General features: G+C 41.3%; 14 protein-coding genes, 2 tRNA genes and 2 rRNA genes. 7 read left to right on the plus strand and 11 right to left on the minus strand.

The features are described from left to right. Positions 1 to 65: 65 nt before the first annotated feature. Together ACZ5R4_RS09455 and ACZ5R4_RS09460 are read left to right on the plus strand one after the other, a co-directional pair. Entirely contained in the window at positions 66 to 770 is a 705-nt protein-coding gene (locus ACZ5R4_RS09455) for a CPBP family intramembrane glutamic endopeptidase (RefSeq protein WP_109985674.1), read from the plus strand. Positions 771 to 774: 4 nt separating this feature from the next. Then, a complete protein-coding gene (locus tag ACZ5R4_RS09460; RefSeq protein WP_054861183.1) occupies positions 775 to 975 on the plus strand; it encodes a DUF4305 domain-containing protein in 201 nt (66 codons plus the stop codon). Positions 976 to 998: 23 nt separating this feature from the next. Here ACZ5R4_RS09460 and ACZ5R4_RS09465 read toward each other — a convergent pair whose 3' ends face one another. Then, positions 999 to 1,643 (minus strand): redox-sensing transcriptional repressor Rex, encoded by a 645-nt coding sequence (locus ACZ5R4_RS09465; RefSeq protein WP_109985673.1) that lies wholly within the window; start codon positions 1,641 to 1,643, stop codon positions 999 to 1,001. A gap of 156 nt (positions 1,644 to 1,799) precedes the next feature. On the opposite strand from ACZ5R4_RS09465, the gene ACZ5R4_RS09470 reads away from it, so the two are divergent. Both ACZ5R4_RS09470 and ACZ5R4_RS09475 read left to right on the plus strand, forming a co-directional pair. Beyond that, positions 1,800 to 3,731: an ABC-F family ATP-binding cassette domain-containing protein gene (locus ACZ5R4_RS09470; RefSeq protein ID WP_464368410.1), complete on the plus strand. Its 1,932-nt coding sequence runs from the start codon at positions 1,800 to 1,802 to the stop codon at positions 3,729 to 3,731. A gap of 119 nt (positions 3,732 to 3,850) precedes the next feature. Next, a complete protein-coding gene (locus ACZ5R4_RS09475) occupies positions 3,851 to 4,891 on the plus strand; it encodes an LCP family protein (RefSeq protein ID WP_245902395.1) in 1,041 nt (346 codons plus the stop codon). Positions 4,892 to 5,120: 229 nt separating this feature from the next. On the opposite strand, the gene ACZ5R4_RS09480 is transcribed toward ACZ5R4_RS09475, so the two are convergent. Continuing rightward, entirely contained in the window at positions 5,121 to 6,035 is a 915-nt protein-coding gene (locus ACZ5R4_RS09480) for a LysR family transcriptional regulator (protein ID WP_109985671.1), read from the minus strand. Between the two features lie 138 nt (positions 6,036 to 6,173). Between ACZ5R4_RS09480 and ACZ5R4_RS09485 the strand changes: the two genes are divergently transcribed. From ACZ5R4_RS09485 to ACZ5R4_RS09495, 3 genes are read left to right on the plus strand one after another with little or no spacing between them, the layout of a single operon-like run. Further along, a complete protein-coding gene (locus ACZ5R4_RS09485) occupies positions 6,174 to 7,586 on the plus strand; it encodes an MFS transporter (RefSeq protein ID WP_464368411.1) in 1,413 nt (470 codons plus the stop codon). A 22-nt stretch (positions 7,587 to 7,608) separates the two neighbouring features. Next, positions 7,609 to 8,523: an NADP-dependent oxidoreductase gene (locus ACZ5R4_RS09490; RefSeq protein WP_464368412.1), complete on the plus strand. Its 915-nt coding sequence runs from the start codon at positions 7,609 to 7,611 to the stop codon at positions 8,521 to 8,523. 26 nt (positions 8,524 to 8,549) lie between these two features. Then, on the plus strand, positions 8,550 to 9,098 hold the full coding sequence (locus ACZ5R4_RS09495) for an NADPH-dependent FMN reductase (RefSeq protein WP_054788164.1): 549 nt from the start codon (positions 8,550 to 8,552) through the stop codon (positions 9,096 to 9,098). Positions 9,099 to 9,172: 74 nt separating this feature from the next. Here ACZ5R4_RS09495 and tsaD read toward each other — a convergent pair whose 3' ends face one another. The 9 genes from tsaD to ACZ5R4_RS09540 all read right to left on the minus strand — a co-directional run bounded on the left by tsaD (position 9,173) and on the right by ACZ5R4_RS09540 (position 16,587). Continuing rightward, entirely contained in the window at positions 9,173 to 10,207 is a 1,035-nt protein-coding gene (gene tsaD, locus ACZ5R4_RS09500) for a tRNA (adenosine(37)-N6)-threonylcarbamoyltransferase complex transferase subunit TsaD (RefSeq protein WP_109985849.1), read from the minus strand. Continuing rightward, positions 10,204 to 10,650, minus strand: coding sequence for a ribosomal protein S18-alanine N-acetyltransferase (gene rimI / locus ACZ5R4_RS09505; RefSeq protein ID WP_054861147.1), 447 nt, complete (start codon positions 10,648 to 10,650; stop codon positions 10,204 to 10,206). Before rimI ends, tsaD begins: the two co-directional genes overlap by 4 nt. Next, the gene (gene tsaB, locus ACZ5R4_RS09510; RefSeq protein ID WP_277679375.1) at positions 10,643 to 11,350 is read right to left on the minus strand and encodes a tRNA (adenosine(37)-N6)-threonylcarbamoyltransferase complex dimerization subunit type 1 TsaB; all 708 of its coding nucleotides are present in this window, start codon (positions 11,348 to 11,350) and stop codon (positions 10,643 to 10,645) included. The genes rimI and tsaB overlap by 8 nt, the downstream gene beginning before the upstream one ends. Then, the gene (gene tsaE, locus ACZ5R4_RS09515) at positions 11,347 to 11,802 is read right to left on the minus strand and encodes a tRNA (adenosine(37)-N6)-threonylcarbamoyltransferase complex ATPase subunit type 1 TsaE (protein WP_054788163.1); all 456 of its coding nucleotides are present in this window, start codon (positions 11,800 to 11,802) and stop codon (positions 11,347 to 11,349) included. The genes tsaB and tsaE overlap by 4 nt, the downstream gene beginning before the upstream one ends. Before the next feature lie 7 nt (positions 11,803 to 11,809). Then, the gene (gene thiL / locus ACZ5R4_RS09520) at positions 11,810 to 12,787 is read right to left on the minus strand and encodes a thiamine-phosphate kinase (RefSeq protein WP_109985668.1); all 978 of its coding nucleotides are present in this window, start codon (positions 12,785 to 12,787) and stop codon (positions 11,810 to 11,812) included. A gap of 286 nt (positions 12,788 to 13,073) precedes the next feature. Next, positions 13,074 to 13,150 (minus strand) — tRNA-Asp (locus ACZ5R4_RS09525). 80 nt (positions 13,151 to 13,230) lie between these two features. Beyond that, positions 13,231 to 13,307, minus strand: a tRNA-Met gene (locus ACZ5R4_RS09530). A gap of 149 nt (positions 13,308 to 13,456) precedes the next feature. Next, positions 13,457 to 13,573 (minus strand): 5S ribosomal RNA (gene rrf / locus ACZ5R4_RS09535). A 100-nt stretch (positions 13,574 to 13,673) separates the two neighbouring features. Beyond that, positions 13,674 to 16,587, minus strand: a 23S ribosomal RNA gene (locus ACZ5R4_RS09540). Positions 16,588 to 16,628: the final 41 nt, after the last annotated feature.

The following is a 16,628-nucleotide window of genomic DNA, read 5'->3' on the forward strand; positions in this document are numbered from 1 at the left end:
TTTATTCTAAAATTATGTTAAAATACGTATCATGTAAGAAAAAAATAAAAAGGAGTCGTTTGAATTTGCCTGCCAAGTATATTTATATAATTCTTACCTATGTTGCGGTACAATTGTCAGCTTTTCTTGTTATACCATTTCGGTTGTACACAAACGTAGATCCATTAACATTAATGGTTGGATGGAATATCGGTAGCTTCGTTCTTGCTTTGATTATCTCTTGCTATTTACTAAGAGATGAAATCAATTCTTTCTTTCAATCACGGGATAAAAGAATTGGACAAATTGTATTATGGACAATACTCGGTTTCTTCTTAGTATTAATTGCTCAGGTAGCATCCACCGTCATTGAACGTTTTGTATTTGGTGCACCAGTTGGTTCTGAAAATACGATGCAATTGATGCAAGTAGCGAGACAAGCACCAATATTTATTATTCTTATTTCTATTTTAGGTCCAATCCTGGAGGAGCTCGTATTCCGTAAAGCGATTTTTGGTTCCCTATATAAAAAAATGAACTTCTTCTTTGCCGGAATTATTTCAGGGGTTTTATTTGCTGTCTTGCATAACGATTTCAGTCATCTCTTAACCTATATAGCAGTTGCATTTGTGCTTGCCTTTATCTATGTCGAAACCAAAAGAATTCTCGTACCTATTCTTGCACATATGGCGATGAACACATTTGCAGTCATTGGGCAATTATCACTTGATCCAGAAGAAATGGAACAAATGCTAGAACAGGTACAGTTCATCTTAGTTGGGGGCTTTTAAAAACATGAGATTTTCACCATTGGGCTCTGCCATCATCTATTTCATTTTGGGCTCATTATTTATCTATATTGGCATAAAATCTGCCGATGATACGGTATTTAATTTCATTACACTTGCATTAGCGTTTTTTGCTACCATTGATTTCGTTGTTGCAATACGACTAGTAAGCTTACATTTTAAAATTAAAAAGGCGAAGAAAAAATAAGAAGTGCCTCTCATCAGCACTTCTTATTTTTCCTCTATTTCTAATGGATAATGCTTCATAAAATAAACGAGTGACTGCAGCTCTACTGATAGGTCAATATGGTGGACGCGAACATTATCTGGAACGGTAATCCTTGCAGGGGTAAAGTTTAAGATACCTTTTATTCCTGCTTTCACCAGTCGATCTGCCATAGACTGCGCTTCAGAAACTGGTACGGTAAGAATAGCTACCTGAATATCTCCTATTTTTTCTTCTAATTCATCTATATGATGAACATTGACATTTCGAATCTCTGTTCCTACCTTGATTGGATCCGCATCAAATGCCACTTCTATCTTCGTATTATTGTTTTTGGTAAAATTATAATTTAAAAAAGCGGTTCCTAAATTCCCGACACCAATCAGGACAACAGGCGTATTCTCATCCTGGTCTAAGGTTTTACGGAAAAAGCCGAGTAAGTAATCGACATTGTAGCCATATCCTTTTTTTCCTAATGCACCAAAATACGAAAAATCTCTGCGAATGGTAGCAGAGTCGACCTTCATTGCAAGACTAAGTTCCTTTGATGAGACACGGTCTTTACCTTGGATATGTAAATTATTCAAAAAACGATAATATAAAGGTAATCGCTTCGCTGTAGCTTGTGGAATTTTATGTTGATTAGGCATCCTCTATTCCCCTTATTTCTTCATTAAATATTATTCTCTCTTTATTCTAACAGAAAAAAAGAAAAAAGTCGTGAAATTGTTCACTTGTCTATCTACTTCCCTTACTTGCAGTTCGTTCGCCTTTTAGATACACTTACATCATTGAGGTGAACGATGATGATTTATTTACAGGTGAACAATTTAACCAAACGATTTGGTGCTGAGCTGATCTTATCTAATATAAAACTAGAAATTAAACAAAATGACCGGATTGCCATTGTTGGTCGAAATGGTGCGGGAAAATCTACCTTATTAAATATAATTGCAGGTAACCTTAGCTATGATGAAGGAGAGATCCATAAACCAAAGGATGTTACCTTAGGATATCTTGCCCAACATACGGGACTTGATTCTACAGAAACGATCTGGGATGAAATGTTAAAGATCTTTTCCCATTTGTTAAAGGAAGAAAAGGAACTGAGAAGCATGGAACAGCAAATGGGAGATTCTGATCTATTAGCAGATACAGAAAAATATCAACAACTACTAGTAAGCTATGACCGCAAACAAGAAGCATTTAAGCAAGCTGGTGGCTATGAATATGAGCCTGAAATCAAAGCCGTTCTAAACGGTCTAGATTTTCCTGAATCCATGTGGGACACATCGATTGCCACATTAAGTGGTGGTCAGAAGACGAGACTCGCCCTTGGAAAGCTTCTTCTAACAAAACCTAATGTACTAATACTAGATGAGCCAACCAATCATCTAGATATTCAAACCTTAACATGGCTTGAAGGCTATCTAAACAGCTATCAAGGTGCCGTTGTGATCGTATCCCATGACCGATACTTCCTTGATAAAACGGTTCAAATTGTCTATGAAATTTCGCGTCATGAATCGAAGAAGTATCACGGTAATTACAGTAAATATTTAAAGCAAAAAGCAGCCAATTATGAACGTGATAGGAAGCTTTACGAAAAACAACAAACCGAAATAAAGCGAATGGAAGATTTTATACAGAAAAATATTGTGAGAGCCTCCACGACGAAAAGAGCACAAAGCAGACGCAAACAGTTAGAAAAAATGGAAGTAATGGACAAGCCACTTGGTGATGAGGGCTCTGCCAAATTTAGTTTCAACGTGGAGCGTAGGAGCGGTAATGATGTCCTCAAGGTAAATGACCTAGCATTCCGTTATAACAATGCTGAGCCCTTTACTTTTGAAAATCTTAATCTTGAGCTAACCCGTGGTGAGAGCATGGCCCTTGTTGGCCCAAATGGTGTCGGAAAATCTACATTATTAAAAAATATAATCGGCGAACTAGATCCTGATAAGGGTGCCATACAACTAGGTGCTAATGTGAAAATTGGCTACTATGATCAGGAACAGACACAACTGCATCATGAAAAGAATGTCCTAAGTGAACTTTGGGATGATTATCCGCTTATGAACGAAAAGGATATACGAACCATTCTAGGAAACTTTCTTTTTAGTGGAGATGATGTACTACGGCCAGTATCAGCTCTTAGTGGTGGGGAAAAGGCTCGGCTCGCGCTTGCTAAATTAATGATGGAAAAGGCCAATTTATTAATTTTAGACGAGCCGACCAACCATTTAGACTTAGATAGTAAAGAAATATTGGAATCTGCCCTTATCGATTATCCTGGCACGATATTGTTCGTTTCCCATGATCGCTACTTTATTAATAAGCTGGCGACACAGGTACTAGAAATGCAACCACAGCACACGACGGTATATTTAGGTGATTATGATTATTATGTAGAGAAAAAACAAGAGGAAAAAGAGCTGGAAGAACTGAAAAGGGAGCAATCCAAAGAAATAGACACGAAGCCAAGCACGAAATCGGATTTTAAAAAAGAAAAAGAATTAAAAAGAGAACAACGGAAAAAAGAAAGAAGAATAAGGGAAATTGAAGCGGAAATGGAAGAACTAGAAACCGCTCTTGCAGCTCTTGAAGCACAATTATGTCTTCCAGAAGTGTACCAGGATCACGAGAAGTCATTGCAGCTTACAACGGAAAGTGAGGAATTAAAAAAACAAATGGAAAAACATATGGAAGAGTGGGAATCCTTACACATGGACGAATGAATCCTATTAAAAATGTGAAACTTTTTATCATTTTAATCGTCTAATATAGAGGTGGAAACTTTTCAACAAAATACTACAAAAAGTTAGAATAATAGACAATAAGTGAGGTATGGATAATATTGAGTGAACTTAGATCAGAACGAAGAAGAAAACAAAAACAGAAGCCGAAAAAGTGGAAGAAACGAATTATTTGGATTTTATTATTGATGCTTATTGCCATTATCGCCTATGCTATCTACTTTTTTACCCAAATTTTTGATGCAGCCAAGGATTCACACGTTGAATTAGATCGGCCAGACGGGAAATCAGAGCTAAGAGACGAAGCGGTCACCATTGGAGATGACCCTTTCTCGATTTTACTAATTGGGGTAGAGGATTATGAAACAGATGGAAAAAACGGTCGTGCCGATACACAAATTGTCGTCACACTGAACCCGGACACAGATCAAATGACCATGACTACTGTGCCACGGGATTCACAGGTAGAATTTACAGCGGAGGAAGCGGGGCAATATGCTGGCTCCCACAAAATCAATGCAGCCTATACCTATGGCTCAATAACTGACTATGGTCCGAATAAGCTAACCGTAGAAAAAGTCGAACAATTACTCGATATACCAATCGATGAATATGTCACGGTTAACTTCGATGGATTCCGAGACATTGTCGATGCACTTGGTGGAGTTACTGTTGATATTAAAGAACCATTCTATGAGAAAAATATTTATGCTGGGGGGGAACGAATATACTTTGAACAAGGTCCAGCAAAATTAAATGGTGAGGAAGCGTTAGCGTTTGTACGAATGAGAAAACGTGAAGTCAATGCTATTTATTCACGTGAAGAAAGACAGCGTCAATTTATCCAAGCATCGATTGATCAAGCTATTTCAGCTGGTACATTATTTAAAGTCGGAGAAATTACGGATATTCTAGGTAAGAATGTTACGACAAGCTTAAGCCCGACTGAAATTTATCATTTACAAAGAGCCTATTCATCAATGAATGCATCAAGTATTGAAACATTTGAAATTGAAGGATCGAATCAAATGTTAGGTGGTATCTCCTATTTCGTACCAACAGAAGACGGATTATATAATGTGTCTCAGCAATTAAAACAAGCTTTAGGATTACCATCAGACACCATCAATCAAACAGAATAAGCGGTACAGCGAGTCATTTTTTGGACTCGCTGTATTTTTTAATATACATTTTTTATCCCCAAGGTTATCCACTTATTCATTCTTCTTTTATCAGTTATCCAAAGAGTTATACACACAATCCACAATTCTATCTTGAATTATCCACAGAAGTAGCGATAATTTTAACCCTGGTATAGCAATGATTATATTTTTATCCACAATTTTAAAATGGATCTGTGAATAAAGAATCCTATCGTAACATCAATGCTCTCCTAGTTTCGCTTCCAATTGTTTTTTCATCTTTAAAATAGTTGATAATAAAACTTCGAAATGCGATCGCTGCCTGTGATAAATAACGATCTTCCCTCCAAACTATCCGAAAAATCCTTTCTCCTGCGGGATCTTCGATTGGCAGCTTGACTAAATCCAACTCTTCCCCACTTTTACAGCCACCGACAATGGCGACACCGAATCCAGAACGGACAAGTTCAGCGATACTTGCTGGATCTTCCGTTTCACACACCATTTTTGGACAAAAACCCGCTTGATCACATAAATCATCATTCATCATCCGTAAAGGTGAATTTTCTTTGTATCCGACAAAAGGTTCAGCTGATGCTTCACTAAGGTGAATGGCTTTGCGATCTGCATATTTATGTCCGTGTGGCACAGCGAGATAAAGCTTTTCCTTTATCAATGGAATTTCACTAAATCCCTCTTGTTGTATTGGCAATGAAGTTAAATAGAAGTCTACTTCTCGGTTAATTTCAATATCCTCAATATCCTTCATAGACGATTGAATCATCTGAAGGTTTACTTCTGGATGTTCAGTCAAAAAATTTTGCAAGGGCTCTCTCACCTGTTCCATATTCATAATTGCTAAATGAATACGACCTTGTTTTAAGCCAGCTAGATCCTCTACTTCCCTACGCCCCTCTTCTAGCAAATGGATCGCAGCCTTTGCTTTCGTTTCAAATGCTTTTCCAAAAGGGTTCAAACGAATTTGCCGAGCTTTACGATCAAAAAGTGATACTCCTAAATCCTCTTCCAATCGTTGAATTGTTCTACTTAAAGCTGGCTGAGCGATATGAAGCTCTTGTGCGGCTTTAGTCATATGCTCTAATCTAGCCACAGTCAAAAAATATTTAAGCTGGAGTAATTCCATTTGTTATTCCCTCCTATTCATTACATTAAGTATATGCATATATAGCAAAACATGTATTTTTCATTATCTATTTATCATTATATAATCATTATTGCAAGCCGACAACAGCCAGCTATATAGGAGAGGTGGTGCATAGCTATGAAAAATATACAGGGAAGGTCATCTACAAACATGATGGAACCAGCGGTTGAACTCGAAATTAGTGACAATTTCATTCATACAATGGTTTTTACAATGGTTATTTCGATGATGAGTGCAACGATGTTTAATATTGTACTACCTGAAATCAGCCAAGAGTATGGACTGACCTACACACAAGTAAGTTGGATATCATCTGCTTATTTACTCGTTTATGCCATTGGTTCTGCGATCTATGGCAAGCTGTCTGACCGTTTTCGGCTCAAATCACTATTGACAGTGGGAATTCTTCTATTATCGCTTGGTTCCTTAATCGGACTTGCTGCTCAGTTCTACTGGATGGTTTTATTCAGCCGATTTATTCAAGCGGCTGGAGCATCCGTAATTCCTGCACTTGCAATGATTATCCCAGCACGCTATATAACAACTAACCGGAGAGGAAAAGTGTTTGGGATCATGGCCAGTGGACTCGCTCTCGGAGGGGTACTTGGACCTATTGCCTCTGCCATTGTTGCCGATTTCGCACATTGGCGCTGGTTATTTGTTGTTCCATTGCTAACATTGGTTACATTGCCATTATTTCGGCATTACTTAGCTTCTGAAAAAGTCCGTACTCCTTCTGTTTTTGATTGGATCGGAGGTTTATTACTTGGAGGAACAGTGGCGACATTGTTATTAGCAATTACTGGAGAAAGATGGTCGTTAGCCATCTCATCCATTGCTTTGTTTCTGATGTTTGTGACGCGTATTCACTCAACTACAGAGCCTTTTATAGAGCCAAGACTGTTTCAAAATGGGCGATACTCTGTGGGGATTTTATTGACATTTTTAGTGAGTGCCATTGGTTATTCCATTCCGTTTTTAACTCCAATCATGCTGGTTGATACGTATCACCTATCTCCAGTATCTATTGGATTAGTAATGATCCCTGCCTCGCTCACAGCTGCTTTATTAGGAAAACAAGGAGGGAAACTTGCTGACAAAAGGGGAAATACACGTTTGTTTTTGTTCGCATCACTTCTACTATTATCGGCTTTTTTCCTTCTGTCCTTTCTCATTGGCCGATCCTTAATATTCGTCGCTATTGCATTAATAATTGGCCAAGTAGGACAGACGTTTATCGTTGTCGCCATGTCCAATACTATTGCAAATACATTGACGAAAGAACAGACAGGTGTTGGAATGGGTCTAATGTCCATGTTGAACTTTATAGCCAGTTCCGTTTCTGGAGCTGTCATTAGTTTAGTATTAGATCAGGGAGCTCTGTCTGCTTGGAATCCATTCTATTTTTTTGCAGAAGGTAACACGTTTAGCAATCTCTATTTGATGTTCTCCCTTTCCTATACAGGCTTGATCCTAATTTACATCACTAGGTTTGGATATAGAACACCATTAAAGTTAACAAAAAACTAAAAATTTAGAGGAGCTGATGAAAATGAAGGCAGTAGCATTTCATTCACCCGGTACACCAGACGTATTGCAAATAATGGAGTTTGATCCACCTGTACCAAAGCTTAATCAAGTTCGAGTAAAAGTAAAAGCAGCTGGAGTACAGCCAGTAGACTGTGCGATTCGTGGGCAAGGTTTTAGCCCGCCAGGCGTGGAAATTCGATACCCTCAAATATTAGGAAATGAATTTGCTGGCATCATCGATGTGGTTGGCGCTGGGGTTGAAGACTTTTCAGTTGGCGATGAAGTGATTGGGTGGTCACTTCTATCTAGCTATGCAGAATATGTGGTCGTCCCAACATCTCAAATCGTTAAAAAGCCTAAAAGTATGTCTTGGGAAGAGGCTGGTGTGTTTACCGCCTCTGGGCAGACTGCTCATACAGCACTGCAGGAACTTGGCATCGGTAAAGGAGACACCCTGCTAGTACACGCAGCTGCTGGAGGTGTTGGAACATTCGCCGTTCAATTGGCACGCGCTTGGGGAGCAACGGTGATCGGTACCGCTAGCCCAAATAACCATGACTACTTACGCACTTTAGGTGCTATTCCAGTCACATATGGGGAGGGACTTGTAGAACGAGTACGCAAGCTTGCGCCAAATGGAATTGATGCTGCTCTTGACGCAGCAGGTGAGGAAGCCCTTAGAGCATCTATAGAACTTATACAGGATAAAAAAAGGATCGGTACAATCGTTGCTTTCGATCTTTCAAATGAGCTTGGAACCATTCCCATCCGCAGTAAGCGCAGTGTATTCAGATTATCTGAGCTCACCCAGATGTATGAAAAAGGACTGCTACGTGTTTTCCTATCACAAACATTTCCGTTACACAGGGCTGCCGATGCACACAGAGCTGTTGAGACTCGGCACGTTCGAGGTAAAATTGCTCTCATAGTGAATTAAAAGTTTAATAAACAAGGAGGAGTAATATGGAAAAACTAAACATTGGCATTATTCTTGGAAGCACACGTCAAGGACGGCTAAGTCCACAAGTTGGAAAATGGGTAAAAGAAATATGTCAGCAACACAAAGATGCCAATTATGAAATACTCGATATAGCAGATTATAATTTGCCTTTTTTCGGAACGGGGACAGAAAAAGAAGAAGGAATTATTGCTTGGAAAAAGAAACTATCCAGCATGGATGGATTCATCTTTATTGTTCAAGAGTACAATCATAGTTTAACCGGAGCATTGAAAAATGCACTTGATTCTGCATATGAAGAATGGAATGATAAAGCAGCTGGAATCGTAAGTTATGGTTCTACAGGCGGAGCTCGTGCAGCTGAGCATTTACGGGGAATCTTAGGGGAATTATCAATCGCAACAGTGCGTGCTCATCCAACCTTATCTATTTTTACTGATTTTACAGAATTTAAAGTGTTTAAACCTGCTGACATTCATATTAATTATGTCACGACGATGTTAAGTCAAATCCTTTTATGGAGCAAGGCTTTAAAAGCAGTAAGAAAATCATAGCCGTAGTCCTGAATATCGGAAGAGCATGTTTTTACATGCTCCTTCTGTGTTTCTATTTCCTCTATTTGATATTATCAATCACAGGACATCATTCTTTGACTATACTTTTCCATACTTAAACCTGGATTCGCATTTAAATCCCAGTCCGCACGGTGACCTTGCTTGAAGGCAACAGAACCAGCAGCTGCAATCATTGCAGCATTGTCAGTACATAATGAGATCGGTGGGAAAAGTAATTCCGGCTTCGATTTTTTAAATTTCGCTTCCATAGCGGCTCTCAACCCTTTATTTGCGGCAACACCGCCCGCTACAATCACTTGTTTTACCTGATAGTGCTTTGCTGCAAGATAAGTCTTCTCTACCAGGACATCCACCACACTTGCTTGAAAGCTTGTTGCAATATCTTCCTGTCTAAACTCCTCTCCACGTTGCTTCGCGTTGTGTAAGGTATTGATTACTGCAGACTTTAATCCACTAAAACTAAAGTCAAAGGAGCCCTCCTCCAACCAAGCTCTCGGAAAATCGATTACCATATTACCCTCCTGTGCTAATTGGTCGATTTTTGGTCCACCAGGGTATGGCAGCTTTAACGTTCTGGCCACTTTATCATAAGCTTCACCAGCTGCATCATCACGTGTTTCCCCAATAATTTCAAAATCACCATGATCTTTCATTAATACTAATTCCGTATGGCCTCCTGAAACGACTAAAGCTAATAAAGGAAAGGAAAATTCTTTCACAAGACGGTTAGCATAGATATGTCCCGCAATGTGATGGACTCCAATAAGTGGCTTTTGATGAGCAAAAGCTAAGGCCTTGGCTGCATTAACACCAACAAGTAAGGCACCTACAAGTCCTGGACCTTCCGTCACCGCGACAGCATCGATATCGTCAATCGTCATTTCCGTCTCTTTAAAAGCTTCCTCTAATACCATTGTAATTTGTTCTACATGATGTCTTGACGCAATTTCGGGTACAACCCCACCAAATCGCTTATGACTTTCTATTTGGGAGGCGACAACATTTGCAACAATTTCTTTTCCGTTCTTCACTATGGCTACCGCTGTTTCATCACAGCTAGTTTCGATTCCTAATATATATTCACTCATAAATTCACCCACAATACTAATGCATCTTCCTGATTATCTGTATAATAATTTTTTCTAATACCACCAGGGACCAGTCCGAACTTTTTATACATTTGTTGTGCGATCAAATTGGAAACCCTCACTTCTAATGACAAACGTTTAATACCACTTGCTATCGCATAATTAATCACATGCTGGAATAACCCTTCCCCATACCCTCTTCCACGATAGGTAGGATCAATCGCAATATTTGTAATTTGTGCTTCATCTAATACCATCCAAGAACCACAAAACCCGACAATTTCATCGTCTACTGTTGCCACAAAATATTGTGCATATTGGTTCGTGTTCATCTCATCATAATAGATATGCTTCGGCCAAGGTATGGAAAAAGAGGCTTGATCAATTTTGGATACTGCCTCAATGTCTGCTACTGTCATTTTGCGAAATAATATTTTACTCATTGCTTTTCTTTCCTTGTTCCTTTAGCCAGTTTGCCTCTGCCTCCACTAGCCGTAAATAATTAGGTGTCAAAGCATGGGTGCTCTCAACAGGCAACTTTTCCCCAAGCTCTGCTAGAATTCCTGGTCTAGGTAGATGATCGATGGATAAAGAAGGAAACAATGCTAGCTCACCAAGCTTTTCCTCTATCACTTTTTGGTGAATATAGAGATCCTGGCTTAAAAAAAGAATGGGCTTTTGAACTTCTTTGACTTGGTCAAGCCATGCTTTGAAATCAATGTTCTGTTCTTTTTTTATTAAATGTAGCTCCTTTGCTTTCCCTTCAAACAGACCTGTATACACTAACCCTCTTCTAGCATCAAAAAAGGGACAAATATAACCTGCATGTCCCATCCCGTTATAGGCTAAAAGCTCTAAACTAGAGATGGAGACAATTGGGATATTTAAGGTCCATGCCATTGTTTTGGCAATCGATACCCCAATGCGCACCCCTGTATAAGAACCGGGTCCTTTTGCTACAACAATCCGATCCAATTCCTTTGGGAAAATATCTGCTTCCTTCATAATATGATCAATTGCTGGCATAAGACCAATCGAGTGGTTTCGTTTTATGTTCGTCGTATATTCAGCCTTAAGCACTGAATCCTTCCAAATTGCAACCCCCATCACTTGATTAGAGGTATCTATCGCTAATATATTCATCGATATAACTCCTTACAAACAAACTCATAATGATCACCCCTAGGAAAAAAGTGTATTTTTCTTGTGTGATCATCTACTCTTTTAATCCAAATATCTAATCGTTCAGCAGGTAAGAAGTCTTTAATAAAGGAGGCCCATTCAATCACAGTGACTCCATCACCGTGAAAATACTCGTCAAATCCGATATCTTCTTCACTGTTTTCTAGCCTGTAAACATCCATATGATATAATGGTATTTCCCCCATATATTCCTTCACAATGGTGAAAGTTGGGCTATTTATCGTCCTTCTTACTCCAAGACCAGTACCTAATCCTTTTGTGAAAGTAGTTTTACCCGCACCTAGATCACCTTCAAGTGTAAGAACATCGCCAGGTCGGATTAAAAGTGCTAATTTCTCAGCTAGTCGTTTCGTTTCCTCTTCTGTTTTTGTTTCCATTATATATTCATTCAATCTTTATTCACCTACTTAGATGTGTGTATCCAGATTTATTCAACTTAGCATATCTATCGTGCTGATATATCCAAACGGATCCATTCTTTTCTGGATTGTTTTTCACTACACCAATTTGTGAGATTTTTGTATTTGTCTCTTTTGCCACTTTCCTTAGTATATCCCATTCATTAGCAGGAATGGTACCGATAAGTTCAAAATCTTCTCCACCAGAAAGAATCCACTTACTCCTATCTGCTTCTGAAAAATGATACAAATCAGATTGGCAAGGAATTTTGTTATAGTCCAACTCAATTAATTGATTAGATGCTAACGCAATTTCATTCGCTTCATTGGCGATTCCATCACTTATATCATTTAAAGCCATTCGTGTTATCCCTTGGCATGCTTGGACAAAATCAACCCTAGGCATGGGCATTTGATGACGTTTAATAAAATATTCATAGTTATCGTGCTCATTCTCATTACCATGGAGTAAGATATGTAATCCACATGCTGAATCTCCTAATGTACCAGTTACAAATACGATATCTCCTTGCTTTGCTTGACTTCTGTATCGAGCTCTCCCTTGGGGAACACTACCTATTACGGTTATCGTAAGTGTCAGTTGCTTTCCTGAAACCGTGTCTCCTCCAATTAGGTCCATTTGAAAGTTTTTAGCGAGGTCTTTCATCCCTTGATAAATTTCATTCAACTGCTGGTCTTGCCAGTCATCAGGTATGACGATTGACACAAGAAATGAGGTTGGTTTGCCTCCCATAGCAGCAATGTCACTTATATTAGCAGCTAACGCTCGATAGCCGACATGGTATGGTTTTGTCGTTTTTAATGAAAAATGAATCATATCAACCATCGTATCAACAGTCAATATTGTATCCTCGTGTTGGTTCCGAATAATCGCAGCATCATCACCGATGCCTTTCATAACATTTGGTTGTCGATAAAATTTTGGTGTCACTGATTGAATAAACTGAAATTCATCCATTGTGATCTCCTTATAGATCTATTATGTCCTCCAACTATCATAGCAAAACTTCCATTATTTTTAAATGTTTGCATATCAATTAAGGTTAAATGATGCTCATTTCTTACTAAAATTCTTAGCAAAACGGCTTTCATTACGCTCATGACGAACTTTTATTTATTCTTTGGTGAAATATCCCTCATCACACTTATGAACCCTTTTTCTACGGAAACTTTTACCAAAAGGCCCTTAAAAAAATCCACTAAAAAACCTTAAGTTTGTTAACTTAAGGTTTGCTATTCATATCTGGCGGTCCGGACGGGACTCGAACCCGCGACCTCCTGCGTGACAGGCAGGCATTCTAACCAACTGAACTACCGGACCGTTATTTTATGTATTATAAATTGACTTTTAACACTACTTTTATTTACTTAGCAAAAAGCTTAGTAGTGAGTAAATTATTTTGGTTGCGGGGGCAGGATTTGAACCTACGACCTTCGGGTTATGAGCCCGACGAGCTACCAGACTGCTCCACCCCGCGATAGTAAAAAATTATTAAATTGTAATCCATAATGCTATAAATAGTGTGGTCTAAGGTGACCTCTGCATCTACTAGGTTACTCGAAGTTTAATTCAGTGGATGTTTTGCTCCTTGCTCCACACCACGATAATAAAGAATATTTAGAACATGCCTGGCAGCGTCCTACTCTTGCAGGGGCGTGAGCCCCAACTACCATGGGCGCTGGAGAGCTTAACTACTGTGTTCGGTATGGGAACAGGTGTGACCTCTCCGCTATCGCCACCAGACTTGGTGGATATAAACTAATCCTTATTAAGATGGGAGAAACTATACCATCAAAACTAGATAAGAAGTAGACAAACCATTGGTTTTTCATCCAAAGAACGTATAGATAAGTCCTCGATCGATTAGTATTCGTCAGCTCCACATGTCACCATGCTTCCACCTCGAACCTATCTACCTCATCGTCTCTGAGGGATCTTACTCACTTAAAGTGTGGGGAAGTCTCATCTTGAGGGGGGCTTCATGCTTAGATGCTTTCAGCACTTATCCCTTCCACACGTAGCTACCCAGCGATGCTCCTGGCGGAACAACTGGTGCACCAGCGGTGTGTCCATCCCGGTCCTCTCGTACTAAGGACAGCTCCTCTCAAACTTCCAACGCCCACGACGGATAGGGACCGAACTGTCTCACGACGTTCTGAACCCAGCTCGCGTACCGCTTTAATGGGCGAACAGCCCAACCCTTGGGACCGACTACAGCCCCAGGATGCGATGAGCCGACATCGAGGTGCCAAACCTCCCCGTCGATGTGGACTCTTGGGGGAGATAAGCCTGTTATCCCCGGGGTAGCTTTTATCCGTTGAGCGACGGCCCTTCCATTCGGTACCGCCGGATCACTAAGCCCGACTTTCGTCCCTGCTCGACTTGTAGGTCTCGCAGTCAAGCTCCCTTCTGCCTTTACACTCTTCGAATGATTTCCAACCATTCTGAGGGAACCTTTGGGCGCCTCCGTTACTCTTTAGGAGGCGACCGCCCCAGTCAAACTGCCCACCTGACACTGTCTCCGAACCGGATCACGGTTCTGGGTTAGAAGGTTCATACAGCCAGGGTGGTATCCCACCGGCGCCTCCACGTAAGCTAGCGCTCACGTTTCCAAGGCTCCCACCTATCCTGTACAAGCTGTACAAACATTCCATATCAGGCTACAGTAAAGCTCCACGGGGTCTTTCCGTCCTGTCGCGGGTAATGCGCATCTTCACGCATAGTATAATTTCACCGGGTCTCTCGTTGAGACAGTGCCCAAGTCGTTGCACCTTTCGTGCGGGTCGGAACTTACCCGACAAGGAATTTCGCTACCTTAGGACCGTTATAGTTACGGCCGCCGTTTACTGGGGCTTCAGTTCAACGCTTCGCTAATGCTAACGCATCCCCTTAACCTTCCAGCACCGGGCAGGTGTCAGCCCCTATACTTCGCCTTTCGGCTTCGCAGAGACCTGTGTTTTTGCTAAACAGTCGCTTGGGCCTTTTCACTGCGGCTTACTCGTAAGTAAGCACCCCTTCTCCCGAAGTTACGGGGTCATTTTGCCGAGTTCCTTAACGAGAGTTCTCCCGATCACCTTAGGATTCTCTCCTCGCCTACCTGTGTCGGTTTGCGGTACGGGCACCCTTTTCCTTGCTAGAGGCTTTTCTTGGCAGTGTGAAATCCGGAACTTCGGTACTCATTTTCCCTCCCGATCACAGCTTGTGATTGCCAGACGGATTTGCCTATCTGACTCACTCACTGCTTCGACGCACACGTCCAGTCGTGCGCTTTCCTTATCCTACTGCGTCCCCCCATCACTCAAACGGAATTGGGTGGTACAGGAATATCCACCTGTTGTCCATCGCCTACGCCTTTCGGCCTCGGCTTAGGCCCCGACTAACCCTGAGCGGACGAGCCTTCCTCAGGAAACCTTAGGCATTCGGTGTAGAAGATTCTCACTTCTATTTCGCTACTCATACCGGCATTCTCACTTCTAAGCGCTCCACCAGTCCTCACGGTCTGACTTCACTGCACTTAGAACGCTCTCCTACCATTGTTCGTAGAACAATCCGTAGCTTCGGTGATACGTTTAGCCCCGGTACATTTTCGGCGCAGCGTCACTCGACCAGTGAGCTATTACGCACTCTTTAAATGATGGCTGCTTCTAAGCCAACATCCTGGTTGTCTAAGCAACGCCACATCCTTTTCCACTTAACGTATACTTGGGGACCTTAGCTGACGGTCTGGGCTGTTTCCCTTTCGACTATGAACCTTATCACCCATAGTCTGACTCCCAAGGTAATATGATTGGCATTCGGAGTTTGACTGAATTCGGTAACCCGGTGAGGGCCCCTAGTCCAATCAGTGCTCTACCTCCAACATACATCCCTTGAGGCTAGCCCTAAAGCTATTTCGGAGAGAACCAGCTATCTCCGTGTTCGATTGGCATTTCACCCCTACCCACACCTCATCCCCGCACTTTTCAACGTACGTGGGTTCGGGCCTCCAGTCAGTGTTACCTGACCTTCACCCTGGACATGGGTAGATCACACGGTTTCGGGTCTACGACCCCCTACTATCTCGCCCTATTCAGACTCGCTTTCGCTGCGGCTCCGTGTCTTCCACTTAACCTTGCAGGAGATCGTAACTCGCCGGTCCATTCTACAAAAGGTACGCCGTCACCCATAAAAGGGCTTCGACTACTTGTAGGCACACGGTTTCAGGTTCTCTTTCACTCCCCTCCCGGGGTGCTTTTCACCTTTCCCTCACGGTACTGGTTCACTATCGGTCACTAGGGAGTATTTAGCCTTGGGAGATGGTCCTCCCGGATTCCGACGGAATTTCACGTGTTCCGCCGTACTCAGGATCCACTCTGGAGGAAACACGCTTTCGACTACAGGGCTGTTACCCGCTGTGGCTGACCTTTCCAGATCGATTCGTCTAACGTATTTCTTGGTAACTCCGTATAGAGTGTCCTACAACCCCAAAAAGCAAGCTTTTTGGTTTGGGCTAATTCCGTTTCGCTCGCCGCTACTCGGGAAATCGCGTTTGCTTTCTCTTCCTCCGGGTAATGAGATGTTTCAGTTCCCCGGGTCTGCCTCCTCTATCCTATGGATTCAGATAGAGGTTCTACTCCATGACGAGTAGAGGGTTTCCCCATTCGGAAATTCTCGGATCAATGCTTACGTACAGCTCCCCGAGACATATCGGTGTTTGTCCCGTCCTTCTTCGGCTCCTAGTGCCAAGGCATCCACCGTGCGCCCTTTTTCACTTAACTATACTCATGCTTCAGATGAAAAAGTCGTTGGTTTTTATTTG

It is taken from the genome of Gracilibacillus sp. JCM 18860, from assembly GCF_055395245.1.

Bases quoted from the DNA above. Each gene is read 5' to 3' on its own strand.
- ACZ5R4_RS09460 (WP_054861183.1), top strand. From the start codon at position 775: ATGAGATTTTCACCATTGGGCTCTGCCATCATCTATTTCATTTTGGGC.
- ACZ5R4_RS09465 (WP_109985673.1), bottom strand. From the start codon at position 1,643: ATGCCTAATCAACATAAAATTCCACAAGCTACAGCGAAGCGATTACCT.
- ACZ5R4_RS09470 (WP_464368410.1), top strand. From the start codon at position 1,800: ATGATTTATTTACAGGTGAACAATTTAACCAAACGATTTGGTGCTGAG.
- ACZ5R4_RS09480 (WP_109985671.1), bottom strand. From the start codon at position 6,035: ATGGAATTACTCCAGCTTAAATATTTTTTGACTGTGGCTAGATTAGAG.
- ACZ5R4_RS09485 (WP_464368411.1), top strand. From the start codon at position 6,174: ATGAAAAATATACAGGGAAGGTCATCTACAAACATGATGGAACCAGCG.
- ACZ5R4_RS09490 (WP_464368412.1), top strand. From the start codon at position 7,609: ATGAAGGCAGTAGCATTTCATTCACCCGGTACACCAGACGTATTGCAA.
- ACZ5R4_RS09495 (WP_054788164.1), top strand. From the start codon at position 8,550: ATGGAAAAACTAAACATTGGCATTATTCTTGGAAGCACACGTCAAGGA.
- tsaD (WP_109985849.1), bottom strand. From the start codon at position 10,207: ATGAGTGAATATATATTAGGAATCGAAACTAGCTGTGATGAAACAGCG.
- rimI (WP_054861147.1), bottom strand. From the start codon at position 10,650: ATGAGTAAAATATTATTTCGCAAAATGACAGTAGCAGACATTGAGGCA.
- tsaB (WP_277679375.1), bottom strand. From the start codon at position 11,350: ATGAATATATTAGCGATAGATACCTCTAATCAAGTGATGGGGGTTGCA.
- thiL (WP_109985668.1), bottom strand. From the start codon at position 12,787: ATGGATGAATTTCAGTTTATTCAATCAGTGACACCAAAATTTTATCGA.